We start from the raw sequence: 12,650 nt of genomic DNA, 5'->3' as shown, positions 1-12,650 counted from the left end.
TCTATGGTTGCATGACCCAAAAAGTGAATGGTTCCCGATGACTTTAGAACTCTTTTTCGCCTATGTGATTGCCACATTGATCGTCCTCGCCATCCCGGGTCCGACGATCATGCTTGTTGTCAGCTATGCATTGACCCAGGGACGCAAGTCTGCGGTTGCCAGCGTATTGGGTGTTGGCTTGGGGGACGCGACAGCAGCAGCTGCGTCGCTGATGGGTCTCGGTGCCATTCTGGCGACATCTGCAACAGCATTCACCCTGCTCAAATGGGTAGGGGCGATCTACCTGGTCTGGCTTGGTCTGAAGATGTGGAGAAGCCGGCCAACTGCACTTGGGCCGCATCAGGTTGCCGATGTTCCCCCCAGAAAAATATTTTGGCATGCATATGTGGTCACAGCGCTCAATCCAAAAGGCATTGTTTTCTTTATGGCTTTCCTGCCACACTTCATCGCACCTCAGGCCCCAGTTGTCCCGCAGCTCGCACTTCTGGGAACAACCTTCGTCGCGTTGGGTGTTTTGAATGCTGCTGTTTACGCCTATGCAGCAGCAGCCCTTGGTCAAAAGCTGAGAAGTCCTTCCCTGCTTAGACTGGTAAACAAGGTGGGCGGCGCATTCCTGATCTCCGCTGCTGCGATGACGGCAACATTGCAGAGATCTGCGAACTGAAAAAAATCAGCGGCTTGATGCGAAGGGAATGTTCTTTTTCGACCGCACGGCTTCCGCTTCGGTTTTTTCTTCTTCGGTTTTCAAACCGAAATTAGCACCGGATTGCTTCAAGGTTTCAAGTGATCTGCGGGCGCCATCTTCACTTAGCGCTGCATATCGCTGGATGGCAGCATTCAGCTCCAATCCGCCAATGCGCAACCGCCTGGCCCTCATCGTGAGAATATCCTTGTAAGCTTCGGCTGTAACGCCGTTCGCCTTGCAAAGGATTATCAAGGGCTTGTCGCTTGAGCTGAACAAGAGCTGGGATACTGCACTGGGCGGCAGATTGCTTACCTTGGCAAGCAACATCCCCAGCTCCGCTGTTCGATCCGAACGGGCGAACAAGGTCACGGCATCATCGATTTTGGTCTTCTTGCTGACCACGTCACGGATCAATGCGTTGGATTGTTCACGAGCCTCTTCAAGCTTGTGCGCACGAGCGGCCACTTCGGTAGCAGCACGTTCAGCCAGGAGCTGAACAAGCGTGCTGTCGGCACCGAGTGCACTCACCCTTTCTTTCAACTCTTCTGTCAAGAAAGGCAGCAAGGCATGAGCAGCTGCGTCAGGCAAGTCGGTGCGGTTGATCAAGGCAGCCTGGATTGCTTCACTCGATCGGGCTTTTTCCACCAATTTCAGGAAGGATGCATCAGCGAACTCTGCACCCTGGTTTTCAGCGACTTTACTTAAAACCGCCGTATCCCCCCGATCCACCAAGACAGTGGTAACTGCCATATCGACGGTTTCACGCCCGGCAATTGCCCCCAGATGCTCCATCGACGCGGAACATGCTATCTCGACTAGGTCTTCTGAGGTGAGTGCAGGTGAGTTTTCCAGAACAGGGCCGGCAACCGGAAATTCATCCTGTGCCAGCTTCACCATCAGTTCACGAGGAGCATCTTTCTCCTTGCAAACTCGTTTGGACAGTATGATCCTGGTTTCTTCCTCCAGCTGTCCGAGAACTTTGAGAACGATGTCGCCAAATAGCAGGCTGATCTGCTCGTCACGGTCGTCACCGGAGTTCACGAACAGGTCCGTCAGCATACTGACCAGGCTTTTGCGCCCTCCAGCACTTGTGTCCCTCGCCAGATCAGCAAGTTTTGCAAGATTGATCATCGACACTCCGGCGCGACAGTCGCGTAAGCCTCGACATTATCAGCAGGCCCTTAACATTAAGCTACCGTTGATCGCCGGATAACCTGGAGAAACGGCCTGCAGCAGGAAGGCCGCCCGACAAATAATTCGACGCGCCAAATAATTCCTTGCAACCCTCGATCGTGCCTCCAGGACAAATTAGTTCTGTTTTTTTCGCAAAAGGCAGTGAACGTTTCCAATCAAGGCTTTACTTAATGCTTCCTCAACAAACACAACCCTGGAATGCAATTCTCCGCTGCGCTGCAGCATCTTTTTTGCTTCGCTTCGGCATTATGCTGACTTAGTATCAGCCCGTCAGAAAGAGGTAATCGGGAGCGGACATATGACACTTGTACGGAACCTGAACATGATTGCCTTCCTAGCAGCCTTTGCGTTTTTGGCTGCAATTGTAGTTGGTGCAATCTGAACCAAACGGCAAGAAATCAAAGAAAACGAGCTGCGCCGAGCAGACAGCAGGACAATTCAACAAACAATTTTAGATCCCCGGCGTAGTCGGCTGCACCAGAAGGTGCAGCCGCCAAAGACGCTGCGCTGATTCCAGAATTGATCGCCGTACAGGTGTCGAAGGGGAGAAATAGCGCCTCAACTTACTGAAGACTGGGCAATTGCCGCTGCCGTCCAAACACAACCAAAAATTTTACTCCGTAGGAAGCCAGTTGCATTCCGCAATTTCAAACACTGGTATATTAGGTCCCAACACAGGTTCCGCTCATGCGGCCAACTCTATCGTTTGAGCCAATGCTGCGTCACGGTTTTCTGGATCGATCATTAATTGATCTGCCGCGATCATCGTCACATCGGAGATGCCGATAAAGCCAAGAATATGCTTCAGGTAGTTTCCGGCAAAGTCGATCTCTGATCCTATTTTGGTTCCACCAGAGGCAATGATGACATACGCCTTTTTACCCTGAAGCAGACCGACCGGTCCGTTCTCAGTGTACTGGAACGTCTCTCTTGCTCGCGCGACCATATCAACCCAGGCTTTTAGCGTAGCCGGAATAGAGAAGTTGTAAACAGGCGTCCCAATTACGATTGTGTCTGCCTCCTTCAATTCCCCAACAAGCGTATCGGACAGAGCAAGCACCATTTTTTGTTCTGCGCTCCGTGCAGCAGGATCTGTAAAAGTCGCGCCGATCCACTCTTCATTCAGGAAGGGTACCCCTTGGGAAACATCGCGAATAATGACTTTTGCGTCTGGTGATTTTGCCAGCAAACGTGTCACGAAAGTCTGCCCAAGGTCACGCGTCACTGAACCGGCGGTACGTGCTGAGGCATTGATATGCAGAATTGATTTCAACGGTGACGACATCTTGATCTCCAAAGTTTCAAACCCGGCATCGGTGTTTGTTCATTTTTTGGAGATAGTTTTGATATTATCGGATAACTAGCATTGAAATAGTGAACAGTATGTCAAGTTAACGCACAATGCCTTTTGGAGAGTTCAAGCCCCCCACCTTATTCCCGACAGAAGCTTGTAGAGGCCAGCCAGCGCCAACGCCCCCACAACGGTATTGATCACCTTGCCTTTAACGCTGGAGGTTCCTTTTCGCAGATCACGCAGAAAGTGCATGTCCTTCTGCGCTTCGATGGTGTTCTCGATATCAACACCGAGCGCTTTGAGCACTTCTTGGGCAGCCTCCCGGCCGCCTTCTTTGCCACCTTCGCAGGCAATTTCCCACATCTGATCTTCGTTCACTGCACGCCTCCTGCGTAGCCCTGTTTGATTTCGTCGTACCATCGGCCGCACCGCACCACGCGGGCATTGGCGCGGCCAAGTGCCTGGTCTGTCCGGATCAAGGCAACATCCAGTGGCTCCCCGATCCGAACGCTGGACGCTTCTTTCCGCCGGCAGTCTTCCGGATAACCCGGCAACTCTTTCGAGGCTTCCGCCTGCGCCGAGAGTGCGGCGGCAGTTCGCAACCGCTCGTCATTGGTTGCGCAAGCGCTCAAAAAGATCAGGCTGCAAAGTGCAGCCATCCCCAACGGTCGAAACATAGTGGTCCAACTCCTGTGCTGCGGCTTCCGCTTCCGCGTTGGCCTGATCGATAAGGGAGAGGAAACGCCGATTTGCCCGTTCCGTGACAACCTTCCGGCGTTTCAGTTCTTCAAGCTGCACCCGGGCTGCGGTCAATTCCGCGTCGGCCACATACTCGACAACGGCCCGGCGAACCGCGCTCGACTTGTCGACCTTGTGCCAAACAAAAAAGCCGCCCAGAACGGCGGCAATGGCGAGGGCAGCACACGCGGCGCGGCTTTGGAGTATCCAGGCGATCACCGGCATTCCTGCAGCCCTTCCAGGCATAGCGAATGCTCGGCCGCCCGGCGGTTTACAAGTCCCCGGATCGTCCGGCCGCCTGCCTTGTTAAACCACTTGGCTGCGTTACAAGCCCCGCGCACATCCCCGGCGTCGAGACGCTTGCGCGCTGTCGACCGGCAAAAGCCCCCTACCCCGATGTTATAGGTGAGACTGACGAACGCGACATAGGACTTTGCGGGAATGGCATCCGGCCGCATGAGGCACTTTCTCATTCCGGCTTCATGCCGCTGCAACGCGGCCAATAGCATTGCGTCACACTCGGCCTTTGTGTGCTTGTCCCCAAGCTTGACGCCGAGCGTTTCGCCTTAACAGACGGTTGGAACGCCTACAACGTCCCGGTATGCCGTCAAGCGCAGACCTTCCCAGGCACCGACCAGCGCAATCGCAACCGCACCAATGCCGCCGGCAAGGCGGGTTTTACGTCCCATCGTTCATATTCCTTTGTGCGAGAAGTCGGGCCACGAACGCGGCCGACACTGTGAGCGCCGACAGGGCAGCGAGTAAGCCCGGCGCAATGAAGTCACCCAGGAAGGGCAGCGCTACTTCCGCGCCAGAGAGCAGTGCAGCAAGCAGCATAAGGCGCACGCTCCAAGCCCTTTGCAGGACTGCGCGCCAGTCTGAAACCAGTTTCATTGGAGTGCCTTTCAGGCATAAAATAACCGCCTCAAGGGCGGTGTGTGTTTCGGTCGGTTTGGCCGAGTTTATTCAGACGTAGGCGGAACCCATTCCGGAATGACCCCACCGGAGTTTCGCCAGGCCTGCGCTGCCTGGATTACCTTGATGCTCCACCCGAAGTTTTCACCTGGCCGCAAGCCGGTTTCGAGTGTTTCCGTGTACCCATTTGCGTGTTGCACATCATAGGAGCACGCGCCGACGATCTTGGACATATCGGTTAGAGTGTGGTCGGTTTCGTGGCTTGGAAAGAAGCCATGGAAATTGGTGATGACGGTTGTCTTGACGTTGATTTCGGTCATTCCTTTTCCTCACGCGACACGCTGATAGATGGCGACAGCACCGGCTTGCCCTCGGCATCGCCACGTGCCCGATAGGCCGGATGATCTGTTACCGTCCGAACTGTCGGCATAGCCCGTTGACGCTGTGTGCAAATAGCAGGCTCGTGAAGCGTTTCTGTTGATCCCGGCGGGTGCAGATGCCCAGATGATGTGCCCAATTGGAAAGTTGGTTTCGTTTACACTTGAGCCGTCGTAGACCATCCCAACCTTATGAAACCCACCGTCGTTCTCTTCTGCGACGAGAGCGTTGGCACTGTCATCCCATCCAAAGTACCTGTCCGTATTGCTGTTCGCGTCTCGGAAAATCAGCCAGTTATCACCGGCCCCGGCACGGCCAAGATAAATATGGTTGTTCGACAGAAGCTGCCCGGTTGCCGTGAGGTTGCCACTTATCGTTCCGCTGATATCAGACCGCAGAAGCTGGCCCGACGTCAGACCGCCGACGGTCCCGGCGTCGTAGCTGGTTGAACCCTGCGGCCCTTCTGGCCCCGTGGCCCCCACCGGCCCCACGTCGCCCTTGGCCGCCAGCAAGCCCCAATCATCCGGCGATATGCTCGGGTTTTGACCGATATTCACCCGCAATGAGATATAGGATGATCCGTTATAGGTGACCGTTTCGTCAGAATTGTAAGTTTCGCCCGAAGTCCAGACACCGCGATAGCTCAACCCGGGGTCACCCTGCGGGCCTTGCGGACCTTCCGCACCCGTCGGCCCCTGCGCACCAGTATCGCCTTTCGGGCCTTGGATGCCTTCCGGGCCTTGCACACCCTGCGGCCCTTCCGGTCCCTGAATGCCTTGCAAACCCTGCAGGCCGCGTTCGCCTTTGGCGGTGACAATGTCCCATTCTGCCGCAGCATCTTCCGGGGTGACGCCGGTATGAGCCGCCACGCAGATGAAGTAAGACCCGTCATGGCTGACCGTATCCCGTTCAACGTAAGCGGTTGCCACGTTCCACGTTCCACGGTGGTTCAGCCCGACAGGACCGGCCGGGCCTTGAATGCCCTGCGGCCCCTGCAAACCCTGCGGCCCGCGCCCGAAGTTGACGCCCGTCGACCAGGCGCCGACCGCGTTGGAGAGCTTCCAATAAACAATCCCGGCCTCGGTATCGAGAAAGGACGTGTCTTTGGGTTCAGCGTCATAGGCCGCACGGTCGGCGGTCAAGCCGGTGTAATCCGGGTCAAATGACTTGCCAATCGGCCCCTCTGGCCCCTGCGGACCCTGCGGCCCAATCGGACCTTGTGAGCCAGTCGGACCGGATGGCCCTTCAGGACCGCGCGGGCCTTCCGGACCTTGATAGCCGGTTGGGCCTCGCGGACCTTCATAGCCGAGCGGGCCGCGTTCCCCCTGTGGCCCCTGCGGACCTGCAGGGCCTTGCGGACCGGCCGGACCCGTGGGGCCTTGGTTGCCGACCGGGCCTTTCGGCCCTTGCGCGCCTGGCAGTGAGGCGATTTCAAGAACCTGCTGCAGCGTCGGCAGGTCCTGATTGTCGGCCGCATCAAGCGCGTTGATCATCCGCCGGCCTTTCAGGTCAAAGCCGCCGTTGACCTCGATCAGCGCCCGAGTGGCGACCGACTGCATGTTGATCGCCGTCCGGTCCATGGCGCGTTCCATGACCGCCGGGTCAATCTCACCACCCGCCAGGCTGTAAGGCTGATCGTATTTGCTCACCAGCAAAACCGTCAGCGTTTCCCCTGCCTGCAATGCGCTGGCGTCAAAGTGCACGGTACCGGTGCCGAAGTTGCCGCCGGTAAAGTGCCAGTTGCCCGGGCTTTGCTGATACTGCCAAACGGTAATCACGCCGGTTGCAGTCCGGTGCGATACCTGCAGGTTGTTTTGATCGACAAACTGGAAAGGCAAGTCGACACGATCCGTCACGCCGTCGCCCGTGATCTGGGCGCGGCCTTCGGTCAAGGCTGCTACTGTCATGGAGTTCCCTGTAAAAATTGAGATCAGAAATTGAGCCACGGTCACATTGGCGGCTCGAAAGGGCTCTCGCCGGATTGAACCTGTTGCGTTTATCCGCCAGATCCTTCTGGAAATCTTGTATCTGCAGATGTCAGCAACTCTTTCAAACTCTGGCTATCGAGGTCTTTCCCTTCCCAACCGGGAAACTGCCGGTCAAAAGCCTCCTCCAGACTATACCCAGAACGAGGATCATTGCCTTTTGCCAGCGTCACCGCGGCTTCCTCAGGGCTCAGTCCATAGCCTTTTGTCAAAAGGGTCCACTTTTCAAACCTGTCGACAAGATTGCGATCTCTTTTTGCCAACACAGCCGACTGCGGTACCAGCGCAAGAACCTTTGCGAGGTTTTCGAATGCTCGTACAATGACCTCGGGTTCGCTACTCCGCGTTCCCTTGCTCAAGGCGGCGGCATACCCCTCCGGAACAAAGCCCTTCGTTTCCACAATCTTGAGTGCAAGTGTGTCCCGGTCGATTTCGCCATTATCCAGAAAGGTGAACGCCCGGTCTGCGTTCTTCTGGCGCTGCGGTCCCCGATCCTCTATTTCAGTAGACAAGAGCCAGTTCGCAGCTTCAATGTTCGCGATATGCTCCTTTTTTGCGACTTCAAGCTGACCGATCAGTCGTGTTTTCTGCCTTGGGTCAAGCAAACCGTTTGCTTCGATCTCGGATTTGTCCAACTGGCCAAAACTCGCCTCGATGCGGCGTTCGATCTTGCCGACTTCCCCAGCAGCAATCGCCGCTCTGCTTTTAACGGCATTTACCTGCATTCGGCCCAGCGTTTCACCAGGCAGCAGTTTCAGCCGCTCTGCCAGTACCTGGCTTTCGTCCGCAACTGCCTCCGGCCCGTCGGGGCCATGGACGGTCTCACCCACCTGTTCGAGATCACTTCCTAAACCTTCCGGTCCTGCAAACTCTCGCCTTGCAAGTTCGTCGCCGATTGCTGGTAGCAGTTCTTCAAGTGGTCTTGTCTCAGCCCAGGCCTCTGCCAGTGTCTCGCTTATTTTCGCATAGGCTGCCTTTTTGCCTTCGGCCGGCAAGGGAGCAGCCCTCAGCAACGTTCTTGCCTGTTCGAATGCTTCTGCGAGACCATCCGGGTTCTCGCGCACCTCTGATGCCAACCGGATGCCTTCTTCTTCCAAACCCTGCTGGAAATAGCGTTCGTTTTCCCCTGCCTCGATTGCGGCAAAGCCGTTGACATAGCGGTCCCGCTGCGCCTCGACATGCTGATCGAAAGCAGGCCTTGAACTCTCCGGCAGTTCCTTGAGCGCCTGCTCCTTCGACCTTTCAAGATGCGCCATCATGGCCTCGGTGAAGCCGAAGCCTCCTGGTTGCGCCTGCCGCTGTTCCTCCGCAGCCCTTTCCTTCAACCTGGCGTCAAATTCCCGTTGCGCCATTTGAACTTGAAAGTCCTCAATTCGCCTGCGTCTTTGAGCAGCGGTCTCGGCAAGATCACCGAAAGCCCCAGCCGAGCGGCGGATTTGTTGTCCCAGCCCTGCCGCCGCTTCTCCAACTGCGGTGTCCGCGACAACTTGCGGACTACCAACGCCCGGAAGGCTGTCGGCACCATTGAATTTCTGCAATCTCGCCATTGTCAGAACCGTTTTGTCACCTGAATTTGAAAGCGCCGTTGTAGGCGGCATTGCCAAGCGTCGTGAAAGCCTGGGTAACACCACCAAGCATGGCGCCGGTGGCGCTGATACGCCCAGCGCGGCGGCTCGAATGTGCCCGCTCCCGGGCTGTTCTCGCCTCGAAGGTCAGATTGTCCCGCTTGCCTTCCGCGCCATACCGGATCGCTTCGATGTTCTGAGCAGCTTCGAAGGCATTGTCGTCCGCGACATCGTTTAGCGAACCGGTTTGCGATAGGCCCCGTTCGGCTCCGGCAGCCCGGTTGAAGCCGAGCGCCCTTTCGTATTTGTCCAGGGTTCGTTTTCGCTCAAAAGAAGCCTGGGTCTGGTTGACCGCCTTCTGGCGGTCAGCCAGTTCTGCACGGCGCTCTTCCGCCTTTGCCTGGGCATCTGCCTGCTGGCGCGCGCCCTGCGCTTGCACAGCGCCGCCGGCCAGCGATCCCGCAACGGAGACCGCAGCCAATATTGCTGGGTGACACATGAATTAAGGCTCCGCGTCTCGGCCGAAATTGACGGCCAGGATGGTGCAGGGTTTGCCGCCGCTGGCTGCCAGCGTAAGCTGCCCCCCGTCTTCCCATCGCGTTTCGATTGGCTGGTCGAGCACGCCAGTGCGCAAGGGCGCCGGCTCTCCGGCGGTGTCACCCGCACGGTAGTAGATCAGCTCGTCCAGAAAGGTTTCGTCTGACCCGGCTTTCAGGGTTCCGGTGTCCAGAACCGCGATGCTGCAATTGTCCACGCGCATCTTGCGGCCCATGGCCGAACCATCCTGCGCATTAACGGGAAACGGCAAGGTCTTCGCCCTCGCCGAAACATTCAGCCCGACCAGGATCTTTTCCGCTGTCTGGCCATTCGGCAGGCTCGCTTCTCCGGCGGTCACAGTTGCCGGATAGTCGGTCCCATCGGCATAAAGGATCACCTCTTCGCCTTCCAGATGCTGAAGTCCCGAGACCGAGTTTGCCGGCAGGCCTTCGTAGCGCGCGCCGCAATCGAGATGCCACGCATCCTCGATCATTCCACCTGGAAACGGCCGCTGCATGATTTCGATGTACCGCCTTGTCTGTCCGTCGATGGTCCGTTTCACGATCATCCAGACGGTGTCCGCTCCAGCGCCCGAAAGGTCCGCCATACATTCCACCACACCACCGAAATCGTGGCGCTGCATGCCATAGACCTGCTGCTGGCGTTCATAGGTGAAACCGATCCCACGGCCTTTCTGGTCCCACTGCCAGATGACGCTATCGGGATATTGCTGGTAGCAGGCCCCGGAAATACCGCTTTGAAACAGATGCGACTGCACCTCGCTCACCGCCTGAGACACCCGGCCATCGGAGCCGAAGTCATAAGCCATTTCGCGCATGTCGGTTCCATAAGGGCCGTAGTAGATCAGCACCGACCCCACCTTGATCGGGCTGACGTCATTGGCGCCGAAATTCGTCTCGGGCTTCTGGTCGACATTCTCCGGCCCGTAAGGGTCCTGATCGGTCGCCTTGCCGACGGCACGCACCGCGCGGGTCGTGCCGACAATCAGGTCGTTATCGTCGACCAGCCACTGGATCCGGTTCACCTGTCCGGAAAGAATGCCCGCGGTCACCGCGTCGGATGCCTTCAGAACATGGGAGACGGAAAAGTTGGTGAAGTCCTCCGTCTGGCTTTCCCAGATCTTCTGCGGTTCCTCGCTGGTGCCCGCGAAGGCGAGCCTGTTCTTGTGCCAGCCGATCGTTTCCGGCCATCCCGTCGTGCCGGACCATGCCCCCAGCCGCCAGATGCTTTGTGCCTTCGTGTCCTGCAGTGCCTGGCCGAAAAGCTGCACCTTGACCGAGGTTGCCGACTGGCGGCTGTAGATCCGGAACCAGCGCCAGAACCCGTCCGACCCGCGAAACCGGATATGCCGCCCCACGTCAGACGCCTGAAAGCCGGCACCGCCATTGATCCCCGCAGTGCCTGATGCGGTCAGCGTGAAAGGGCTCTGATCGCCACCTGCCTGGTGAAACACCAGTTGCCCGATGGCGGAATTGTCCGAAGCAGATCCGCCTCCTTGCGTGAAGCTCAGCCGGTAATGAGTAAAGGCGGTTTCGTTGTGAAAATCATATTCCCGCCATTCGTTGGAGGCCCAGGTATCCTGACCGTCCTGCGTATCCAGAATTGTCCAGTCGGAGCCGTTGTTCGACGCCTCGATGTTCCACTGCCAGGGCATGTCGTCATTTTGGCTGTTGTCGTTCGGCGCCTGCAGCATGTAGGCGTCGATCACGACACTGCCGGGGAACTGGTATTGCACCCAACCCGTTGCCCCGGATGAAAGCACTGTCTTGCCCTCCGAGCGGTTGAAAACCTGCCACGCCGAAGCGCTGCCGTTGGAGGCAGACACCGTCCCGCTTGGGGCTGTGTTCGACGTCATTTTCGGAACCGCATTGCCCGTGCCGGCCGGTTTCAGGTTCGTCGGCGAGATATTGACGTCCAGATAGGGACCATCCCTGAACGACATCGGCTCGATCGCCCAGGAAAGCTCCGATAATCGCTTGAGGGCCTGTGGTGCAACGCCGCCACCGGCGATGAACAGTGTGTCGGTTGACTGCACGAATTTCAGCCGTGGCAAAACCTCGGAGGAATAGGGCGTCGCCACCTCAACAGTACCGACCCGCCCCTCGCTGGTGAACACCCGGAACATGTGGTGGCCGAACTCAAGCATGTAATATTGACCGTTTCCGAACTCGAACGGGATCAACCAGCCTTGCCGACTGCTGTCCTTGAGTTCCGCAATGAATTTGGTGCCGCCGCGCCGGCGCAGGCCGCCGCGTTTCAGTGTCAGAAAATTCCGGCATTCGGCCAGGGAGGACCGGAACAGTTCCAGGTCCGAACGATAGATCAGCTCCGGGTCGAGTTCGCCCCGGCTGAACGTGGCTTGAAGGTGATAGCTCATCTGTTTGTAATGATATCCAGGTCAATCATGGGCAGCGGTGTGCCCTGCAGGGCGTCGGATGTTCCGGCCTGGTCGAAGGCTTCCCGCGCCGCCTGGCGCAGGGCTTCAGCACGGCTGTTCTTTCCGGTGATCGAATGGGCGCAGCCTGCCGCCAGAAACAGGGCGAACCCGTTCACGAACAGCGGCGCGAATTCGGCCTCCCGCACCACCCGGTGCACATGGCGGAGCGGAAACGGCGGCGGATGATCCGACATGATGCGCTGGCCCACCACTTCGAAGGGAATGATCGTCCCTCCCGGCGATCCACCAACACTCTGCTGTGGAATGCGAAGCGTGTCGGCCGGCAGCTTGTACTGGTAGGCCCAGCGAAACGGCGGTTTTTCGGTTTCCGCAGGCAGGTTCACCAGCTCGATGGCGAAGTCCCAGTCGTGCATGGCAAGATAGGCATCCCGGTGCGCCGCATAGTGGTTCCTGAACCAGCGCGACGCCACGGAGGAAAAATCGAAGTCGCGGATGGGCGCTTCCTTCAGATGCGCAAGCGCAAGGTTCGCCATCTCAACGGCTGTTTTGACGGTTCCCGACATGAAATAGTTTCCTTGAAAGGATCAGGCGGCGGCAAGATCGCCGGCTTTGGCCTCATAGGCGGCAAGCGCCTGAACGGCCTCGTATTTGTTGGCGGCTTTTACGCCGGCATAATCCGCGGCCATGGCCTGCTGGGTCTTCCAGTGCTCCTTGCGCCAGCCTTTGGGCAGCGGCTTTTCGGCCTGTGGCTGCCTTGCCGCCCTTTGCTTGCGGTTCCAGTCCGCGGCCAGCGCATCCGCCAGGTGTTCCTGCCGCTTTTCGACCTCGGTTTTGGCCGGGGCACAACGGGCCAGAAAATCGGCTTCGTGTTGTTCTTCCAGGCGCTGGAGATGCCGCAAGCGGCGCATGATGATCTCGTCCATGTCTGGCCTCTTTTTCG

At 57.7% G+C, this 12,650-nt stretch carries 15 protein-coding genes; 1 reads left to right on the top strand and 14 read right to left on the bottom strand.

All coding sequences use genetic code 11. From position 1 onward, the window contains the following. Positions 1 to 37: 37 nt before the first annotated feature. Positions 38 to 664: a LysE family translocator gene (locus FIV05_RS14620; protein ID WP_152510063.1), complete on the top strand. Its 627-nt coding sequence runs from the start codon at positions 38 to 40 to the stop codon at positions 662 to 664. Positions 665 to 670: 6 nt separating this feature from the next. On the opposite strand, the gene FIV05_RS14615 is transcribed toward FIV05_RS14620, so the two are convergent. The 14 genes from FIV05_RS14615 to FIV05_RS14550 all read right to left on the bottom strand — a co-directional run bounded on the left by FIV05_RS14615 (position 671) and on the right by FIV05_RS14550 (position 12,633). Further along, complete coding sequence (locus FIV05_RS14615) at positions 671 to 1,816, bottom strand: DUF2336 domain-containing protein (protein ID WP_152510062.1); 1,146 nt, start codon at positions 1,814 to 1,816, stop codon at positions 671 to 673. A 748-nt stretch (positions 1,817 to 2,564) separates the two neighbouring features. Then, positions 2,565 to 3,164 (bottom strand): NAD(P)H-dependent oxidoreductase, encoded by a 600-nt coding sequence (locus FIV05_RS14610; protein WP_152510061.1) that lies wholly within the window; start codon positions 3,162 to 3,164, stop codon positions 2,565 to 2,567. A 132-nt stretch (positions 3,165 to 3,296) separates the two neighbouring features. Beyond that, complete coding sequence (locus FIV05_RS14605) at positions 3,297 to 3,551, bottom strand: hypothetical protein (RefSeq protein WP_152510060.1); 255 nt, start codon at positions 3,549 to 3,551, stop codon at positions 3,297 to 3,299. After that, on the bottom strand, positions 3,548 to 3,775 hold the full coding sequence (locus FIV05_RS14600; protein ID WP_286202193.1) for a hypothetical protein: 228 nt from the start codon (positions 3,773 to 3,775) through the stop codon (positions 3,548 to 3,550). Before FIV05_RS14600 ends, FIV05_RS14605 begins: the two co-directional genes overlap by 4 nt. Before the next feature lie 7 nt (positions 3,776 to 3,782). Further along, positions 3,783 to 4,130, bottom strand: a complete 348-nt coding sequence (locus FIV05_RS14595; RefSeq protein WP_173013850.1) for a hypothetical protein — start codon at positions 4,128 to 4,130, stop codon at positions 3,783 to 3,785. Beyond that, the gene (locus FIV05_RS31880; protein WP_286202192.1) at positions 4,127 to 4,420 is read right to left on the bottom strand and encodes a glycoside hydrolase family protein; all 294 of its coding nucleotides are present in this window, start codon (positions 4,418 to 4,420) and stop codon (positions 4,127 to 4,129) included. The genes FIV05_RS14595 and FIV05_RS31880 overlap by 4 nt, the downstream gene beginning before the upstream one ends. A gap of 57 nt (positions 4,421 to 4,477) precedes the next feature. Next, positions 4,478 to 4,600 (bottom strand): hypothetical protein, encoded by a 123-nt coding sequence (locus tag FIV05_RS31875; RefSeq protein WP_286202191.1) that lies wholly within the window; start codon positions 4,598 to 4,600, stop codon positions 4,478 to 4,480. A gap of 273 nt (positions 4,601 to 4,873) precedes the next feature. Beyond that, complete coding sequence (locus tag FIV05_RS14580; RefSeq protein WP_152510057.1) at positions 4,874 to 5,146, bottom strand: hypothetical protein; 273 nt, start codon at positions 5,144 to 5,146, stop codon at positions 4,874 to 4,876. A gap of 9 nt (positions 5,147 to 5,155) precedes the next feature. After that, a complete protein-coding gene (locus tag FIV05_RS31870) occupies positions 5,156 to 7,111 on the bottom strand; it encodes a hypothetical protein (protein WP_152510056.1) in 1,956 nt (651 codons plus the stop codon). An 89-nt stretch (positions 7,112 to 7,200) separates the two neighbouring features. Continuing rightward, positions 7,201 to 8,541: a hypothetical protein gene (locus tag FIV05_RS14570; RefSeq protein ID WP_152510055.1), complete on the bottom strand. Its 1,341-nt coding sequence runs from the start codon at positions 8,539 to 8,541 to the stop codon at positions 7,201 to 7,203. A gap of 211 nt (positions 8,542 to 8,752) precedes the next feature. After that, a complete protein-coding gene (locus tag FIV05_RS14565) occupies positions 8,753 to 9,253 on the bottom strand; it encodes a hypothetical protein (protein WP_152510054.1) in 501 nt (166 codons plus the stop codon). A 3-nt stretch (positions 9,254 to 9,256) separates the two neighbouring features. Beyond that, complete coding sequence (locus FIV05_RS14560) at positions 9,257 to 11,689, bottom strand: hypothetical protein (protein ID WP_152510053.1); 2,433 nt, start codon at positions 11,687 to 11,689, stop codon at positions 9,257 to 9,259. Further along, entirely contained in the window at positions 11,686 to 12,273 is a 588-nt protein-coding gene (locus FIV05_RS14555; RefSeq protein WP_152510052.1) for a hypothetical protein, read from the bottom strand. Before FIV05_RS14555 ends, FIV05_RS14560 begins: the two co-directional genes overlap by 4 nt. A gap of 21 nt (positions 12,274 to 12,294) precedes the next feature. Next, the gene (locus tag FIV05_RS14550) at positions 12,295 to 12,633 is read right to left on the bottom strand and encodes a hypothetical protein (RefSeq protein WP_055655537.1); all 339 of its coding nucleotides are present in this window, start codon (positions 12,631 to 12,633) and stop codon (positions 12,295 to 12,297) included. Positions 12,634 to 12,650 lie beyond the last annotated feature (17 nt).

Source organism: Labrenzia sp. THAF191a, from assembly GCF_009363335.1.
In the GTDB taxonomy this organism is placed as follows: Bacteria; Pseudomonadota; Alphaproteobacteria; order Rhizobiales; family Stappiaceae; genus Roseibium; species Roseibium algicola.
The sequence above is the reverse complement of the archived record's forward strand: the minus strand, read 5'-3'. Positions and strand labels throughout refer to the sequence as shown.

What these genes read in the sequence shown, in the direction of transcription:
- FIV05_RS14580 (WP_152510057.1), bottom strand. Translation starts at nt 5,146, where the DNA reads ATGACCGAAATCAACGTCAAGACAACCGTCATCACCAATTTCCATGGC.
- FIV05_RS14560 (WP_152510053.1), bottom strand. Translation starts at nt 11,689, where the DNA reads ATGAGCTATCACCTTCAAGCCACGTTCAGCCGGGGCGAACTCGACCCG.
- FIV05_RS14550 (WP_055655537.1), bottom strand. Translation starts at nt 12,633, where the DNA reads ATGGACGAGATCATCATGCGCCGCTTGCGGCATCTCCAGCGCCTGGAA.
- FIV05_RS31875 (WP_286202191.1), bottom strand. Translation starts at nt 4,600, where the DNA reads ATGGGACGTAAAACCCGCCTTGCCGGCGGCATTGGTGCGGTTGCGATT.
- FIV05_RS31870 (WP_152510056.1), bottom strand. Translation starts at nt 7,111, where the DNA reads ATGACAGTAGCAGCCTTGACCGAAGGCCGCGCCCAGATCACGGGCGAC.
- FIV05_RS31880 (WP_286202192.1), bottom strand. Translation starts at nt 4,420, where the DNA reads ATGCTATTGGCCGCGTTGCAGCGGCATGAAGCCGGAATGAGAAAGTGC.
- FIV05_RS14620 (WP_152510063.1), top strand. Translation starts at nt 38, where the DNA reads ATGACTTTAGAACTCTTTTTCGCCTATGTGATTGCCACATTGATCGTC.
- FIV05_RS14610 (WP_152510061.1), bottom strand. Translation starts at nt 3,164, where the DNA reads ATGTCGTCACCGTTGAAATCAATTCTGCATATCAATGCCTCAGCACGT.
- FIV05_RS14615 (WP_152510062.1), bottom strand. Translation starts at nt 1,816, where the DNA reads ATGATCAATCTTGCAAAACTTGCTGATCTGGCGAGGGACACAAGTGCT.
- FIV05_RS14570 (WP_152510055.1), bottom strand. Translation starts at nt 8,541, where the DNA reads ATGGCGCAACGGGAATTTGACGCCAGGTTGAAGGAAAGGGCTGCGGAG.
- FIV05_RS14555 (WP_152510052.1), bottom strand. Translation starts at nt 12,273, where the DNA reads ATGTCGGGAACCGTCAAAACAGCCGTTGAGATGGCGAACCTTGCGCTT.
- FIV05_RS14565 (WP_152510054.1), bottom strand. Translation starts at nt 9,253, where the DNA reads ATGTGTCACCCAGCAATATTGGCTGCGGTCTCCGTTGCGGGATCGCTG.